This window comes from Streptomyces sp. NPDC002926 (assembly GCF_053591755.1).
Map to the genome: position 1 here is coordinate 57703 of NZ_JBSFUK010000020.1, position 16289 is coordinate 73991.

General features: G+C 70.6%; 12 protein-coding genes. 2 read left to right on the plus strand and 10 right to left on the minus strand.

From position 1 onward, the window contains the following. Positions 1–41 precede the first annotated feature (41 nt). Positions 42–1940, plus strand: a complete 1899-nt coding sequence (locus ACWDZ6_RS25015; RefSeq protein WP_451504600.1) for a helix-turn-helix domain-containing protein — start codon at positions 42–44, stop codon at positions 1938–1940. A gap of 66 nt (positions 1941–2006) precedes the next feature. Here the strand turns inward: ACWDZ6_RS25015 and ACWDZ6_RS25020 are convergent, their stop codons facing one another. The 5 genes from ACWDZ6_RS25020 to ACWDZ6_RS25040 all read right to left on the minus strand — a co-directional run bounded on the left by ACWDZ6_RS25020 (position 2007) and on the right by ACWDZ6_RS25040 (position 8883). Continuing rightward, complete coding sequence (locus tag ACWDZ6_RS25020) at positions 2007–3389, minus strand: MFS transporter (protein WP_451504601.1); 1383 nt, start codon at positions 3387–3389, stop codon at positions 2007–2009. Positions 3390–3751: 362 nt separating this feature from the next. Beyond that, positions 3752–4471 (minus strand): LmeA family phospholipid-binding protein, encoded by a 720-nt coding sequence (locus tag ACWDZ6_RS25025; RefSeq protein ID WP_451504602.1) that lies wholly within the window; start codon positions 4469–4471, stop codon positions 3752–3754. Further along, positions 4468–6729, minus strand: coding sequence for an MMPL family transporter (locus ACWDZ6_RS25030; protein WP_451504603.1), 2262 nt, complete (start codon positions 6727–6729; stop codon positions 4468–4470). The genes ACWDZ6_RS25025 and ACWDZ6_RS25030 overlap by 4 nt, the downstream gene beginning before the upstream one ends. 97 nt (positions 6730–6826) lie before the next feature. Then, positions 6827–8203, minus strand: a complete 1377-nt coding sequence (locus ACWDZ6_RS25035; RefSeq protein WP_451504604.1) for a HAMP domain-containing sensor histidine kinase — start codon at positions 8201–8203, stop codon at positions 6827–6829. Further along, entirely contained in the window at positions 8200–8883 is a 684-nt protein-coding gene (locus ACWDZ6_RS25040; RefSeq protein WP_451504605.1) for a response regulator transcription factor, read from the minus strand. The genes ACWDZ6_RS25035 and ACWDZ6_RS25040 overlap by 4 nt, the downstream gene beginning before the upstream one ends. Positions 8884–9102: 219 nt before the next feature. Here ACWDZ6_RS25040 and ACWDZ6_RS25045 point away from each other — a divergent pair, with 219 nt between their 5' ends. Then, positions 9103–9708: a TetR/AcrR family transcriptional regulator gene (locus tag ACWDZ6_RS25045; RefSeq protein ID WP_451504606.1), complete on the plus strand. Its 606-nt coding sequence runs from the start codon at positions 9103–9105 to the stop codon at positions 9706–9708. 227 nt (positions 9709–9935) lie between these two features. Here the strand turns inward: ACWDZ6_RS25045 and ACWDZ6_RS25050 are convergent, their stop codons facing one another. The 5 genes from ACWDZ6_RS25050 to ACWDZ6_RS25070 form a co-directional block, all read right to left on the minus strand. Then, positions 9936–11588 (minus strand): carboxylesterase/lipase family protein, encoded by a 1653-nt coding sequence (locus ACWDZ6_RS25050; protein ID WP_451504607.1) that lies wholly within the window; start codon positions 11586–11588, stop codon positions 9936–9938. 546 nt (positions 11589–12134) lie between these two features. Next, the gene (locus ACWDZ6_RS25055; RefSeq protein ID WP_451504608.1) at positions 12135–13793 is read right to left on the minus strand and encodes a solute symporter family protein; all 1659 of its coding nucleotides are present in this window, start codon (positions 13791–13793) and stop codon (positions 12135–12137) included. Further along, complete coding sequence (locus tag ACWDZ6_RS25060; protein WP_451504609.1) at positions 13790–14104, minus strand: DUF485 domain-containing protein; 315 nt, start codon at positions 14102–14104, stop codon at positions 13790–13792. The genes ACWDZ6_RS25055 and ACWDZ6_RS25060 overlap by 4 nt, the downstream gene beginning before the upstream one ends. A 92-nt stretch (positions 14105–14196) precedes the next feature. Next, a complete protein-coding gene (locus ACWDZ6_RS25065) occupies positions 14197–14535 on the minus strand; it encodes a hypothetical protein (protein WP_451504610.1) in 339 nt (112 codons plus the stop codon). Between the two features lie 53 nt (positions 14536–14588). Further along, positions 14589–16238, minus strand: a complete 1650-nt coding sequence (locus ACWDZ6_RS25070; protein WP_451504611.1) for a long-chain fatty acid--CoA ligase — start codon at positions 16236–16238, stop codon at positions 14589–14591. Positions 16239–16289 lie beyond the last annotated feature (51 nt).

A 16289-nucleotide genomic window follows, 5' to 3' on the forward strand; every position in this document is an offset into this window, starting at 1 on the left:
AGGGCTGGTGCGAACGCCCGTACGGCAGGAATCCTGTGTTCATGTCCCACGATCAAGCCTCCTACCTGGAGCTCCTCGCACGCGGCGCCGACGCGGAGGCGTACGACCGGCCGGCGCTGCTCGCCCGCGCGAGCGGAGCCGGGGCCGGGACTCTCGCCTCCCTCGAGCACGCCAAACAGCTCGCGCTGCGGGTGCGGGCCGAGCTGGAGGGGCGCCGGCGCCGCGAGGCCGAGCTCTCCGCGCTCTTCGAGACCGCGCACGACCTGGCAGGTCTGCGTGATCTCGACGCCGTGCTGCGAGCGATCGTGCAGCGCGCCCGCTCGCTGCTGGGCACGGAAGTCGCTTATCTGAGCCTCAACGACCCGGCAGCGGGCGACACCTATATGCGAGTCACCGAGGGGTCGGTGTCCGCACGCTTCCAGCAGCTGCGGCTGGGCATGGGGGAGGGGCTCGGCGGCCTCGTCGCCCAGACGGCCCGTCCTTATGTCACCGACAGCTATTTCGACGACGAGCGGTTCGAGCACACAAGGACGATCGACACGGCCGTGAGCGACGAGGGCCTGGTGGCCATTCTTGGAGTGCCGCTGATGCTCGGCAGCCAGGTCATCGGCGTGCTCTTCGCCGCCGACCGCCGCGCCAGGGTCTTCGAACGGCAACAGGTCGCGCTGCTCGGCTCCTTCGCCGCCCATGCCGCCGTCGCCATCGACACCGCGAACCTGCTGGCGGAGACCCGCTCGGCGCTCGCCGAGCTGGAGCGGGCCAACGAGATCATCAAGGACCACAGCGGTGTCATCGAGCGTGCCTCGGAGGTCCACGACCGGCTGACCGAGGTGGTGCTCCGAGGCGGAGGTGTCCATGACGTGGCCGCCGCGCTCTCCGAAGTCCTGGACGGTACGGTCGAGTTCACGGAAAGCGGCCTCGAAGCCACCGGCACCGACGGCCGGGCGGTTCGGCACGGGCAGGACTGGGTGGCCGCCGTATCGGCGGGCGGCGAGCTGCTGGGCGCCCTGGTGCTCCGCAGCCATCCCGACCTCGACCCCGTCGACCGGCGCACCATGGAGCGTGCGGCCATGGTCACCTCCCTCCTGCTGCTCGCCCGGCGATCCGCCCACGACGCCGAACAACGAGTACGGGGTGAACTGCTCGACGATCTCCTCGACGCACCGGACCGAGACCCCCGGCTGCTGCGGGAACGGGCGGCGCGGTTGCAGGCCGACCTCGACGCACCGCATGTGGTGCTGGCCGCCAGGATCGACGGACCCGACTCGGGCACCTCGGACACCTCCGGCCGGGAGACCGCAGACCGCCGGACCGCCGACCGGCAGCGCCTGTGGTCGGCCGCCTCGCACCTGGCCGCGACCCGCTCGGGCCTGGCCGCGGCCCGTGACGGAGGCACCGTACTGCTGCTTCCGCTCGGCCCCGATGACAGCGCGGCCGAGCTCGCTCGCCAGACCTCGAGACAACTGAGCGGGACGGTACGGGAGTCGGTCACCGTCGGCGCGTCCTCGCCCGTCATGGCGCCCGTCGGCGATCCGAGCCCGATAGCCGGGGCGTACGCACAGGCGCGGCGCTGCCTCGATGCCCTGCGGCTGCTCGGCCGCTCCGGCCAGGGCGCGGCGGCACAAGACCTGGGATTCCTCGGCCTGCTGCTGGCCGACCCCGGCGACATCGACGGTTTCGTACGGCGCACGATGGGCGAGGTCGTCGACTACGACCGGCGGCGCGGCACCGACCTGGTCCATACGCTCGACGCGTACTTCGCGAGCGGTATGAGCCCGGCCCGTACGAAGGACGATCTCCATGTGCATGTGAACACCGTGGCCCAGCGCCTGGAACGCATAGGCAGACTGCTCGGCCCCGACTGGCAGTCCCCGGCCAGGTCGCTGGAGATCCAGCTCGCGCTGCGCCTGCATGCGATGTCCGCGGCCGTCGCCCACTGAACGCGCCACCGCGCCGACCCCCTTCGGGGCCCGCGCGGTGCGTTCGATCCGTACAACTGCGGGCCCTCAGGCAGTCCGTGCATCCGCCGGCCGGGTCGCCGGAGTGCTCTCCGCCGGCTCGGGCTCGAGAGCGGTCAGATCGCGATGCCGGGTCTCCTTGGCGCAGCCGATGGCCACCACGGTGAGCAGTGCCGCGGCGATGACGTACAAGGCGATCGGCGTCGACGAGTCATAGTCGGCGAGCAGCGCGGTCGCGATCAACGGCGCGGGCGCACCGGCCGCGACGGAAGAGAACTGCGCACCGATGGAGGCCCCGGAGTAGCGCATACGCGTCGAGAACATCTCGGCGAAGAAGGCCGCCTGCGGCGCGTACATCGCCCCGTGCAGGACGAGTCCCACCGTGACGGCGAGCAGCAGACTGCCGAAGCTCCCCCTGTCGATGAGCGCGAAGAAGGGGAACATCCAGGCACCGACCCCGATCGCACCGATGAGATACACGGGCCTGCGCCCGATGCGGTCCGACAGAGCGCCCCACGCCGGGATCACCACGAAGTGCACGGCAGAGGCGATGAGTACGGCATTCAGCGCGGTCTGCTTGCTCAGTTCCACCGCGGTCGTCGCGTACACCAGGATGAACGCGGTGATCACGTAGTAGCTGATGTTCTCCGCCATCCGGGCCCCCATGGCCACCAGCACATCGCGCCAGTGGTGTCGCAGCACGGAGACGAGCGGCATCTTCTCGACCTGGCCCGCTGCCGCCCTGCGCTCCTCGGCCTGCGCCAACGCCGCCTTGAAGACCGGTGATTCATCGACAGAGAGACGAATCCACAAACCGACGACCACCAGAACACCGGAGAGCAGGAACGGTATGCGCCAGCCCCACGAGGTGAACGCGGCGTCCGACAGCAGCGCGGTGAGCGCGGAGAGCACCCCGGTGGCGAGCAACTGCCCGGCCGGCGCGCCCGTTTGCGGCCACGAGGCCCAGAACCCGCGTCGCTCGGCATCTCCGTGCTCCGACACCAGCAGCACGGCTCCGCCCCACTCACCGCCGAGCGCGAATCCCTGCACCAGCCGCAGCACGGTCAGCAGTACGGGCGCGGCGCTGCCGACGGTCGCGTGCGTCGGCAGCAGCCCGATGGCGAAGGTCGCCCCGCCCATCAGCAGCAGACTCAGCACCAGCAGCTTCTTACGGCCGAGCCGGTCGCCGTAGTGCCCGAAGACGAGCGCACCGAGCGGCCGGGCGGCGAAACCGACGGCGTAGGTGAGGAACGACAGCAGGGTTCCGACGAGCGGGTCGGAGCCGGGAAAGAACAGCTTGTTGAAGACCAGCGCCGCGGCCGATCCATAGAGGAAGAAGTCGTACCACTCGATGGTGGTGCCGATGAGGCTCGCGGCGACGATGCGCTTGAGTGAGCTGGGTGCTGGTGGAGCGGTTGCGGGGGCGGCCATGGACACCACTTCCGGACAGTTGGCGGGGACGTTTGCGTGTCGCCACACCGTAGGAAGACGCAGGTCAGGGTCACATGTGGTGGGACACCACAGTTCGGAGGGTCAGTGTGCGCGCGACCACCATGAGACGAGCGTGGGGGCTGGGTCAGGGGTGAATGGGAGTGGGGAAGGAGCGGGCTGTCTCATGGAAGTGCCGTACTGACGGATCGCGCGGCCTTGCTGAGGTCCTTCTGACACCGGAGCCGCACACCATGACGTGCTCCTGACGCGGCGGCGAACCGGCCGTCAGCTTCCCGTCAGTACTCGGCCGTCCGGCATGCTGCAGCGCTGCAAGCCCCGCTGATGTGTGGCGTATCCGGTCGTCAGGCGCCGGCCAGGGTGCTGGGGCCGCCCGTCAGGGCGATGTGCAGGCCGTCCGGCTGGACGTGCACGGAGGTGGCTTTGAGTCCGAGCGGGTAGTCCTTCTGCGCGCCCGGCGCCGATCCAGGGCCGCCGTTCCCCGTCCCGAGCCTGCTGGTGGGGACGGAGCGGCCGAACACGGTGAGCCCGTCGACGGCGAGGGTGACCTTCCCGTCCCTGAGTACGGGACGCAGCGTCAGCTGTCCGGCACCGGCCGGGCCGACGGCGGCGAGGATGGTTCCCTTCGCCGGATCGGTGGTGACCGAGGCGACCGGCACGGACGGGGCGGCGGTCTGGATCGCGGCGGCGAGGGACTGCGTCCGGGCGGTCACCTGGGCGTGGGTGCTGCCGACGGTGGCCGCGCTGCCGAGGCGGACGTCGTCGAGCCGTGCGTGTACGGAGACCTGGGAGAGGTGTCCGAGGTGGGCGTCGTCGCTGCTGATGTCGAGTCTGGGGATGTTCTTGTGTGCCAGGTCCCACAGGGCCCAGTCGCCGGCCACGCTGACCGCCACGTTGTCGCCGAGGGAGGGGGCTGCTTCGGCGATGCGGTTCTGGATCATGTTGCGGGCCGTGAACTCGGCGACGCCCGTGGCGACGGCGGCTACCAGGACCACGGTGGTCGAGACCGTGAGGACGAGGTGGCGGCGCATGGCTGCCCGCGTCTTCATCAGTCGGTGCTTCATCGCTGGTCTCCTCGGGCGGGCGCGGGCGCGGGTGCAGGTGCAGGTGCAGGCGCGGGGGCGGGTACGGGCGGGGAGGTGGGCGTGGCGGCGGGTCCTTCCGGGTCGAGATGCGGAAGCAGCCGGTCCAGCCAGCCGGGTAGCCACCAGTTGGCGCGCCCGAAGAGGTACATGGACGCGGGCACCAGGATCAGGCGGACCACGGTGGCGTCGATGATGACGCTGACGCCGAGGCCGAGCGCGAGCATCTTGACGGCGACGTTCGTGGAGAGCAGGAACGCCAGGAAGACGCTGGTCATGATCAGCGCTGCGCAGGTGATGACGCGGGCCGTGGCGGCGAGACCGGTGGCGACGGCCAGGTGGTTGTCCTTTCGGTGCAGCCAGGTCTCGCGGATCCGGGAGAGCAGGAAGACCTCGTAGTCCATGGAGAGCCCGAAGACGATGGCGAACATCATCATCGGCACGTAGGACTCGACGGGAACCTTCTCGGTGACGCCGAACAGCGCGCCGCCCCAGCCCCACTGGAAGACCGCGACGACCACGCCGTAGGAGGCGGCGATGGAGAACAGGTTGAGCACGGCGGCCTTGAGCGCGATCAGCAGGCTGCGGAAGACGGTGAGCAGCAGCAGGAACGCGGCGGCGACGACCACACCGATGATCAGGGGCAGTTTGGCGACGAGGGTATCGGTGAAGGTCTGGGTGGCGGCGGTGGTGCCGGTGATGTAGCCGGTGGCACCGGTGCCGGACAGCGCTTGCGGCACCGTGTCGTTCTGCAATGTGTGGATCAGGTCGGTGGTGGCCTGCTCCTGCGGGCCGGTGGTGGGGGTGACGGTGGTGATGAGCAGGTCGTGGTCGGGGCTGGGGGCCGGGGGTGTCACGGAGGCGACGCCAGGCACGGCGGCCAGTGTGTGCCGGAGCGAGGTGGCGAGGTCCTGGCGCTCGGTCCGGCTGGCGACCTGCCGGCTGTCGAGGTGGGTGACGACGGTGAGGGGCCCGTTGGCGCCGGGGCCGAATCCCTCGGTGATCCGGTCGTAGGCACGGCGGTCGGTGCGGCCGGTGGGCTGTGCTCCGGCGTCGACGTGGCCCAGCTGCAGGGACGCGACCGGAATGGAGAGTGTGCCGAGCAGGAGCAGGCCGCTGATCAGGAAGAGCCAGGGGCGCCGGCTGACCTTGACGGCCCAGCGGTGCCACACGTCCGACTCGCCGGTGGGTTCGGCGACCGGCGTGCGCACGTGAAGGCGGTCGATGCGGCGGCCGAGCAGACCCAGCAGTGCGGGGGTCAGTGTCACGGACGCTGCCGCGGCCACGACGACGCTGAGCCCGGCCGCGACGCCGAGGGTGCCGATGAAGCTCATGCCGGAGACGTAGAGCCCGCCCAGCGCCATGGCAACCGTGGCGGCGGCGACCAGCACGGCACGGCCGCTGGTGGCAACGGTGCGCCCGACCGCCTCAGCGGGTTCCATCCCGGAGTGCAGCAGGGCGCGGTAGCGGGTGGCGAGGAAGAGCGCGTAGTCGATGCCGACGCCGAGGCCCATCATCGCGGCCAGGGTCGGGGACGCCTGCGCGAAGCTGAAGTGCGAGGCGAGCAGGCCGAGGCCGCCCAGGCCGACGGCCAGGCCGAGCACGGCCGTCAGCAGCGGCAGTCCGGTGGCGGCGACGCTGCCGAAGCCGATCAGCAGCACGAGGACGGCGACAGCCAGACCGATGGCCTCCGAGGCGCGGTCGGCAGATTTGGGCGCGGCCAGCTGCCCGAGCGGGTCCCCGTATTCGACGGTGACGTGGTCGGTGCGCAGTGGCTCGACGGCGGTGTCGACCCGGGCGAGATAGGAGCGGTCGAAACTCGCCGGGTTGCTGCTGAAGCGGACGGTCATCTGGGCGATGTCGCCGTTCGCGGAGACCGCCCCGGGCGTGGTGAGCGGGTCGGCCACCGAGAGAACGTTCGGCAGCTGATCCAGGTTGTTGACGGCCGCGTCGATCGCGGCCCGGTGACTGGCGACCGAACCCCGGTCGGACTTGATCACGATCGGGGCGGCTGTGCCACCGGAAGTGCTGGTGTGGGCCTTGAGCAGGTCGGCACCGGTCTGCGCACTGGTGCCGGGCAGGGAGAAGCTGTCCGCGAAGGTGCCGCCCCACTTGTGGTTGGCCAGCCCGAGGCCGACAAGGAGAAGCACCCACACCGCGACAACCCGCCAGGCGTGCCGGGCGCACCAGCGCCCGCTCCGGTGGAGCAGTCCAGGCCCCTCGGCCGATTCGGTTTTCATGGGGCCTCACTGTGCGCGGCGCGTGTAAGGGGGCCTTTGGCGCATTGTTCGGGGAATGTACGGGCGGCTGCGCGCCCGGACGAGGGCTCGCGAGTTCTCAAGCGCCGTCGGGTGACGGCGGGAGGGTGACGGTGAAGCAGGCGCCGCCTTCCGGGCCGTGCCCTTCGACACCGATGACGCCACCGAGGCGGCCGGTCAGGCGGTGGGCGATGGCCAGGCCCAGGCCGCTGCCGACCGGGCGGGTGCCCCGGTAGCGCTCGTGGAGGGCGCCGCTGTCGAAGGCAATGCGGACGTCGTCGTCGCTCAGGCCGGGTCCACCGTCGCGGACCTGCAGTTCGGCCGCGCCGCCCGCAGCTGCGCGGACGGCGAGGACCAGGGGTGCGCCCTCGGGCGTGACCCGTAGGGCATTCTGCACCAGGCCGTCGATCAGCTGGCGAACCCGGAAGGCGTCCGTGGTGACGACGGGATGCCCGGACCGCTCGAGCCGTAGGTCGACGTCGTGGCGTGCGCAGGGGCCGGCCCAGAAGGCAGCGGCCTCGGCGACGAGTGCGGAGATGTCGGTCGGGGCCGTGTCGAGGCGGAGGTCGTCCGCCTCCAGCCGGGCCAGGTCCAGCAGGTCGCCCAGGAAGCGGTCCAGGCGCCGGGTCTCGTCGGCCAGGATGCCGCCGACCTCGGGCAGTTGGTCCGGCTCGACCAGGCCGTCGGCAAGTGCTTCGGCGTATCCCTGCAGCGCGGTCAGCGGGGTGCGCAGGTCGTGGGAGACGGAGAGCAGGAACTCCCGCTGCCGGTTCTCGCTGTGCGCCAGCGCTTCGTCCAGGACGTTGAGGGCGCGCCCGATGTCCGCGGTCTCCCGTGGGCCGTCGACCGGGGCCGGTACCCCGCGTTCGCCGTCGGCGAGCCGGTGCGCGATCTGTGCGGCCGTCGCGAGCGGGCGGGCGATGCGGCGGGCCAGGAGCGCTCCGGCCAGTGCCGCGCCGAGCATCCCGACGATCAGCGGCGCAATCACATTGCGGCGGATCTGGTTCGTGTTCTGGGTGACGACCGTGTACGGCTCGGTCAGCACGATCGCGCCGCCGCGCACGCCCGGCTGCCCCACCAGCAGCACGTCCTGGCCGCCCAGGACGCTGTTGGTGGAGACCGGCTCTCCCGCCAGCAGGTCCGATTTCGACGCCATGTCGACGGCTGGGGTAGCGGTTCCGCTCACCGTTCCGTCCGGGGCGATGACGGCCAGCTGCACGCTGTTCGGCCCGGCCAGCACCTGGGCGCCGGTAAAAAGGGCTTCGGACATGGCGGGCAGGCGGCTCAGCACCGTTGCCTGGCGCTTCAGTTGGTCGCGCTCGCGCCGCTCCGCGCCGTGCTCGGCGGTCTGCCAGGCGATCAGCCCGGTCAACGCCGCCGCGAGCGCTGCCACCACGGTGGTCAGCACCACGATGTTGCGTGCGAGCGAGCCACGACGGGAGCGGGGGCGGTTCACCTGCCGGAGGCCGTCGCGCTGTAGCCGACGCCGCGGACCGTACGGATCGGGCTCGCCTCGCCGAGCTTGGCGCGCAGTTGTGAGACGAAGACGTCGACCATCCGGGTGTCGCGGTAGCCCGGGTACCCCCAGACCCGCGCGAGCAGCTGCTCACGGGTGAAGACCTGGCCCACGTGCTGGAGCAGGTACGTGAGCAGGTTGAACTCGGTGGCGGTGAGCTCGACCGGCTCGCCGTCGCAGCGCACGGTGCGGCTGATCGGGTCCACGCTGAGCCGGCCGACGCTCTCGGTCTGCCCCGGCGGCCCGGCCGCCCGGCGCAGCACGGTCTTGACCCGGGCGACCAGCTCGCGCGGTGAGAACGGCTTGGTCAGGTAGTCGTCCGCCCCCAACTCGAGCCCGAGGATCCGGTCGGCCTCCTCACCGCGCGCGGTGACCAGCAGCACCGGCGTCCAGTCGCCGACGTCACGCAGTGCACGGCAGAAGGCGATGCCGTCCAGGCCCGGCAGACCGATGTCCAGCACGATCGCCACCGGGTGCATCCGTCTCGCGGCCGCGAGCCCGGCAATCCCGTCGGTCTCGACGTGGACACCGAAGCCCTCGCGCGCCAAGTAGAGCCTTTGCACATCGGCGATGTGGCGCTCGTCCTCGACGATCAGCACGAGGCCCCTGGACTCCGTCATCACTGCCTCTCACGTGCGGCTACCCCGTCGATGCTAACCACATCAAGCCGCCCTCCAGGCGGCCGCGCCGACGCCCGTACATTCCCCGAACAATGGCGGCCGCGAGGCCGGCTCTGTGCGGTCCGAGCGAAGAGCGCACATCCCGGGCGGTTGTGCGCTCCATCGGGCCGACCGCCCCGGGGACTCTCCTCAGGTCCGCGGCTGATCTAGAGTCGGCGTATGACGGAGGCATCGGCTCGGGATCGCGGCATGCGGTCCCACGACGCGATTCTCGGCACGGCAACCGAGCTGATGTCCCAGCACGGTTACGCCGCCACGTCCATATCGATGATCTCCGCCGCATGCGGACTCCCCGCCAGTTCTATTTACTGGCACTTCGGCAGCAAGGACGGCATCTACGTCGCGGTGCTCCAACGCGCAAGAATCTCCTTGCTGGCGGCCCTTCCTCCGGTCGACGTACCCGGCGCTGACGTTGCGCAGCGGCTGGACGCCTTCCTCGGATCCATCAGGGACAGCTTCCAACGCCACCCGCACAGCCTGGAGCTGCTGCTCGCGGTGGGCATGTTGCGGCAGGACGCCAGTACGGCGGCCCTGGCCGAACTGCGCCACTACCGCGACGCGTTGTTGGCCTGGGCCCAGGATTCCCTGAGCGTCGTATTCGACCTGAGCCATCACCCCGAGGTGTCGGGCGAACTCGCCCGCTTCACGCTCAGAACGGCGAGCGGAACCGCGGTGGCCCGTTGGTTCGAACCGGCCACTTCCCTCGAGATCGAGCCGCTGCGCATCGCGTTGATGGCCCTCGCCTCCCACCACGGCGTTTTGTGACGAGGGCTCCCTCGGCGACACGCGTCACGGTCGTGTCGTCAACTGTTGGTTGTCGGTGAGGTAGGCCGGGACAGCTCACGGCGGTGGCCCGGAAGCACGGTCTGCCGAGGAGGAGGCGAGGATCCTGCGGGACCCGGGGCGGCTCCCCGTAGTTGCGGGGCGGAGGCCGCCCAAGGGATCCCACCCGTGCGACGGATGCGGACCTGCCGCGCACAGTGTGGGCTCCGTCAGGAGGTGGCGTCCGGCTGCCAGAACGCGCAGTGGTGGTCGGCCGCGAAACCAGTGGTGGGAGCGGTGCGGTCCGGAGCCAGAACCTGGATGCGGTCACGGTCGGCGGTGTATCGCGGCCAGATGGGGGCGCCGGGCCCGTTGGGGTTGCCGGTGGCGACGAAGCGGGCCCAGTATCCGGTCATCGTGACGGACAGCCGGCGCTGTGCCGCAGTAGTGAGTGGCAGGGCGTCCATCGGGAACAGATAGGCCAGTTCCGACGCGTGGAAGGCGCCCTGCGGAGTGTGCGGCGCCGGGATGAACGGTGGTGCCTGGGGATCGTTGAACTCATAGGCGTAGACGGGGACCCGGCCGCTGTACAGGCGGTCGTCGGCACGCGCGGGGCAGGCGAACCGCTGGTCGGTGCCGACGGCGGAATAGGCCAGGTTCGGGGAGGGGTGGGCGGACGCCGGATACGTGTCGAGAACGGCCGCAGCCCGGTCCGGTTGCTGCAGCCTGATCAAGGCGGCATAGGTCTGGGGCGTGAGTGGCCCGCCGCCGAGCAGGTCCACGTTGAGCGCCGTGAAGTACCGGTACTCGTCATGCGTGCTGCCGTTCAGCGTCGGGACCGCGTTCACCCGGTCCTCGGCCCACGCCCTGTGCGGCGGGATCGGAAGGATGGACGGTCCGGTGTTCGGCGTCCACAGGGAAGTCGCCCCCGGTGCACCGCGGATGAGCGCCCCGGTCGGTACGGCGCGCAGGCACGCCGGTACGCGGGACGGGTCGGTGCAGCCGACCGACGCCGCGAAGCTCTGTCCCCTTCTCTCGGCGGCGGCGAGGGGGAGTGGGTTGAGAGCGTCGGCGGAAACGCAGTTGCCGCTCTGCTGGACGGCCTGGTGGAACAGACCCCGTGCGGTCGGCGAGGCGATGTGGAGGCAGGTGTCCAGGGACCCGGCGGACTGGCCGCCGAGCGTGACCCTGGTCCGGTCGCCGCCGAACGCACCGATGTTGCGCTGTACCCAGCGCAGCGCGGCCTGCTGGTCCATCAGTCCGTAGTCGCCGGAGGCTTGGTGGGTGCTCTCGGCCGACAGGGCGGGGTGTGCGAGGAAACCCAGTGCTCCGAGACGGTAGTTGACGGTGACGACGACCAGACCCCGCGCGGCAAGCGCCGCTCCGTTGTAGTCGCTGCCGGCGCCGTAGGAGTTGCCGCCGCCGTGCAGCCACACCAGCACCGGCAGTGTCCTGCCGGCGGTACGGGGCGGGGTCCATACATTCAGGTACAGGCAGTCCTCCGACGTACTGCCGGTGCGGTTGGAGTCACCCGGAAGGACCGGCCCCCCGTCAGGGAGCAGTGTCAGCGGCAACTGGGGGCAGGGACTGGCCGGTGCGGTGGCGTCCCGCACGCCGGACCATGGCTCGGGGGGCCGGGGCGAGCGCCAGCGTAAGTCCCCCGTGGGGGAGGCGGCGAAGGGAATGCCCTGGAAGACGCGGCCGCCTTCGGGCCGGACAGCGCCGCGGACCATGCCATGCGCCGTACGTACGACCAGCGGGTCGTGGCCGGAGTCGGAGGAGGCCGCCGGAGGCGCGCCGACCGACAGCAGCAGTGCGGAGACGGTCGTCGCGACGGCGGTCACGGCTCGGGTAACGGGACGTCGTACGCTGCGGAATCTCATCGGTCTCCTCTGTTGGGTTCCGTCCGCTTCTGCGGAGGAAGGCAGAGCGGTGGACGTCCGGCTGCCGACGCCGTCGCGGACCTGCGGTGAGTCGGCGAGAGGGAAGGGCGGACGAACGCGATCACCAGTTCGTTCGTGTCGGGCCGTGCCTGTCGACGCCGTCCGGCCGAGAAAGGACGCGCTCTTGCGGCGCCAACTGCGTTGCTCTGTAGTGAGCGTTCCATTCAGGGGTGATGCTGTCCATACAGCCGACGAGGAAACGACGGGACGAGGCTTGAAACCCCCCTCGCCAAGCCACGCGGTACTTGAGCCGGACGGTCGGCTCATGACCGGCACAACGCGGCCGGCAGGAGAGGACGGGCGCCGGTGGAGAGGTCTGGCGGTGACGATGACGGGGGTGCCCGGGACACGCCCGGGCACCCCCATGGTCGTAATGGCGCACGCCCCCTCCCGGCGTCTTGCGCACCGCTGCGGACTGCGCGCAACCGCCTCGTCGCCGGAACGCAGACCCGGCGCCCGTGCGGGAGTTCTGGGCTCAGGCGCCTCTCAGCGGGAGCCCCATCGGGGTGCCGGCTCCGGCCCGTCGGGCGGCGCTCCGGCAGCCGGCTCGTATTCCGGGACGGCTCCGGCTCCCGCGAGGATGCGGACCTCAGCTTCGGTGAACTCCGCCCCGTCCACTTCCCTCGGGTCGAGGAGCGACCCCAGCGAGCCGAGCAGGAAGCCGAGAGGGATCGAGACCACAGCGGGATTGCTGAGGGGGAAGAACGCGAAGTCCGCCTCCGGCAACAGTGCCGTCGGACCTCCCGACACGGCCGGGGAAAGCAGCACCAGCCCCACCGACGCGAAGAGCCCCCCGTAGATGCTCCAGAGCGCTCCTCTCGTCGTGAAGCCCTTCCAGTACATGCTGTAGAGGAGCGCGGGCAGGATCGCGGACCCCGCGACGGCGAAGGCGAGACCCACCATGAACGAGATGTTCAGGCCCTGGGCGTACATGGACAGCACTGTCCCGACGAGACCGATGAGCAGCACCGAGCCCTTGGCGACCAGGAGTTCACTCTTCTGTGACGCCTTGCCGTTCTTGAACCCGACTTGGTAGACGTCGTGTGCCAGCGCGGTTGAGGCAGTCAGGACAAGCCCGGCGACCACGGCCAGGACCGTGGTGAAAGCGACACAGGAGACGAGTGTGACGAGGAACGCGCCCCCCAGGAACTCGGCCAGCAGCAGGGTGGCCGAATTGCCCGAGGCGCTGTCTGCCGTGATGGTGCCCCTGCCCAGCAGCGCCACGGCACCGAATCCCATCACCCCGGCCAGGAGACAGAACGCGAGCGTCAGGTAGGTCGCCCACTGGACCGATCCGCGGGCCGCGCGCGCGGTGGGCACCGCGCCGAGCCGCATGAGGAGATGCGGCAGTCCGGCCGCTCCCAGCAGAACCGCCAACTGCAGGCTCAGCGAGTCGAGTTTGCTGACCCTGTCGTCGCCGTAGCGCACACCGGGCTGGAGGAAGGCGTCCCCCAAGCCGCTGCTGCCCGCCGCCCGGTTCAGCAGCCCCGCGGGATTCCAGCTGAACTTCGACATGACCAGGAAAGCCAGGAAGGCGCCCCCGCCCAGCAGGATGACGGCCTTCACCAACTGGATCACGGTGGCCGCCCGCATCCCGCCGATCACTACGTAGATGATCATCAGTAGTCCGAGCGAGGCGACCATGACCTGTCGCGCCCCCTGTCCCTCCAGGCCCAGGATGGGCGCGGCCAACGCCCCGGCGCCGACCAGTTGAGCGACGAGGTACACGAGGCAGATGACGAGCGTGGCGACCCCCGCGGCCCGGTGGACGGGCCGCGGGCGCAGGCGCCGTGCGAGGCTGTCGCCGATGGTGAACCGGCCGGTGCTGTGATACGGCTCGGCGACCAGCAGGAGCATCACGACCCAGGCGACGATCGGTCCCAGCAGGTAGGGGATGCCGTCGTACCCGGTCAGCGCGATCACGCCCGGGGAGCCGAGCAGGGTCGCGGCCGACATGTAGTCACCGAACAGGGCGATGCCGTTCCGGGCCGGGGTCAGTCGGCCGTCGCTGATGTAGAAGTCGCCCGGCGTGACCCGGTCCGTCGTGACCCAGATGGCCAGCAACAGCGTGCTGGCGACGAAGACGGCGAAGACCACGAACACGGGGAACGCGTCGGAGGCGGCGAGTGGCAGAGCTGTGGTCACCGCGCGTTGTCTCTCTTCTCGAAGCGGGCCCTCAGACGCCTGCCGTCAGGGTCGAGGAAGGTCCTGGCGTGACGCGTGTACCAGCAGACGGCCAGGACGGTGGTGACGCACTGGATCAGGCTGAGGATGAGACCGATGTTCAGCGGTCCGGCCACCTGCACGGCCATGAAGCCCCGCGCCTCGCCGGCCAGCAGCGCGTTGAGCACATACAGCGCGACGACAGCCCCCGCGACGGCGAAGACCGGGCGCCGGCGTGCCGCCCGCAGTCGCTGCAGGCCCTGGTCGGTCTGGAGTTGCTCGAAGACGGACATCACCGGTTTCCGTGGCGGGCCCGTTTCCCGGAGCGGATCCGGCTGGTGGGGCGTACCCGGTTCCCACGGCGGGGGCGGTGGGAACGAGGGGATCACGACGCCCCTTCCGGCGACGTGGCACGGCGGTCGGCGGCGGGCCGGCCCGTGGCCCGGTGCGCCTCGCCGGTCCGGTCGCGGGCCAGGTCTTCCGCCATGCGAAGGGCCCACCTCCGACGCACCTCGCTCATGCCGCCGCCCCTTGCCGCCGCCTGGCGCAGGGCTTCGGCGTACCGGCGGCCGAGCACGCCCGGCTCGTCGAGTTCCGGGACGGTCTCGGCGATCGCCCGGCGCAGTTCGGAGTTGGAGTACAAGGACTCATGGTCGAGTCGGCTGAGATACAGGGCCGGCACCGGATACGGATCCTGTTCGGGATGCAGGGGAATGCGGCTCATTGCGTGTCCTGGATCGGTCAGGGGACGGATGGTCCGTGACGGGGGAGAAGGGGCTATGTGATGACGTCCACCTCCAGCTCCCCGTCCGCGTACCGCTTGCGCACCGTTTTCTTGTCGAACTTGCCGACAGATGTCTTGGGCACCTCCTCGATCAGCGCCCAGCGCTCCGGGAGCTGCCATGCGGCGACCTTTCCGGCGAGGAAGCCCCGCAACTCCCCATGGGTGGCCGTGCTGCCGGGCCGGAGTACCACCGCGGCCAGGGGGCGCTCACCCCACTTGTCGTCCGGGACGGAGACGACGCACGCCTCGGCCACGCCCGGGTGCGCCATGAGGTGGTTCTCCAGCTCGACGGACGAGATCCACTCCCCACCGGACTTGATCACGTCTTTGACACGGTCGGTGAGTGTGAGGAAGCCGTCGGCGGCGATCGTGCCCACGTCACCGGTCCGCAGCCAGCCGTCGTGGAATTTCTCCGGGTCGTCGTCGAGGTAGTACGAGCCGGTGATCCACGGGCCGCGCACTTCCAGCTCGCCGGTGCTGCGGCCGTCCCAGGGCAGGACCGTCCCGTCGTGGCCGATGAGGCGGGCCTCCACCGGCGCCGGGAAGCGGCCCTGGGTGAGGCGGTAGCGCCAGGCGTCCTCGCCCTCCGCGCCTTCGGGTACGCGGGCCAGGGCGCCCAGTGGCGACACCTCGGTCATGCCCCAGGCGTGCAGCAACTGGATGCCGAGCTCGTCCTCGTAGGTCCGCATCAGGGACGGCGGGCAGGAGGAGCCGCCCACGACGGCCTCCTGGAGGGACGAGATGTCGGCCTCCGGGTGTTGGGCGACATGGCCGGCCAGGCCCTGCCACACCGTGGGCACACCCGCTCCCTTGTTGGGGCGGGAGGCGGCGATGAACTCCGCGAGGGGCGCGGGGGCCAGGAACCGGTCCGGCATGGCGAGCGAGGCGCCGGTCAGGAAAGCCGCGTACGGCAGGCCCCAGGCCTGGGCGTGGAACTGCGGGACGATGGCGAGCAGGCGGTCGCGGGAGGAGATGCCCATGAGGTCCGGCAGGCTGATGCCCAGCGAGTGGAGGTACAGCGAACGGTGGCTGTACACCACGCCCTTGGGATTACCCGTGGTGCCGGACGTGTAGCACATGCCTGCCGCCTGGTTCTCGTCCAGGTCCGGCCAGTCGTACGTCTCGGACCGCTTCTCCAGCAGTCGGCCGTAGTCGTGTACGGCGGCCGGACCGTCGGGCAGGACCGAGGACTTCGCCTCGCCGTTGACGACGACATGCCGCACGGTACGCAGGTCGGGCAGCAGCTCGGCGAAGACCGGCAGGAGGGAGTCATCGACGATGACCACCGTGTCCTCGGCGTGGTTGGCGATGTAGGTGAGCTGTTCCGGGAAAAGGCGGATGTTCAGGGGGTGGATCACAGCGCCCATGGCGGGTACGGCGAGGTACGCCTCCAGGTGCTCCTGGTTGTTCCACATGAACGTGGCCACCCGGTCGCCCGGCTGTACGCCGAGGCCGGCCAGCGCGTGGGCCAGCCTGGCGGCGTTGCGGCCGACCTGGGCGTAGGTGGCGGTCCTGGTGCCGTTGTTGGCGGTGGCCGTGATCACTTCACTGCCGCCGTGCAGGTTCGTGCCGTTCTCCAGCAGCCTGCGGACGAGCAGCGGCACGTCCTGCATGGTGCTGGGGAAGGCGGGACGGCGGGACATTTCCGTGGTCATCCTCGGCCTCGGTTCCCCGTGACGGGTCGCAGGCCCGTT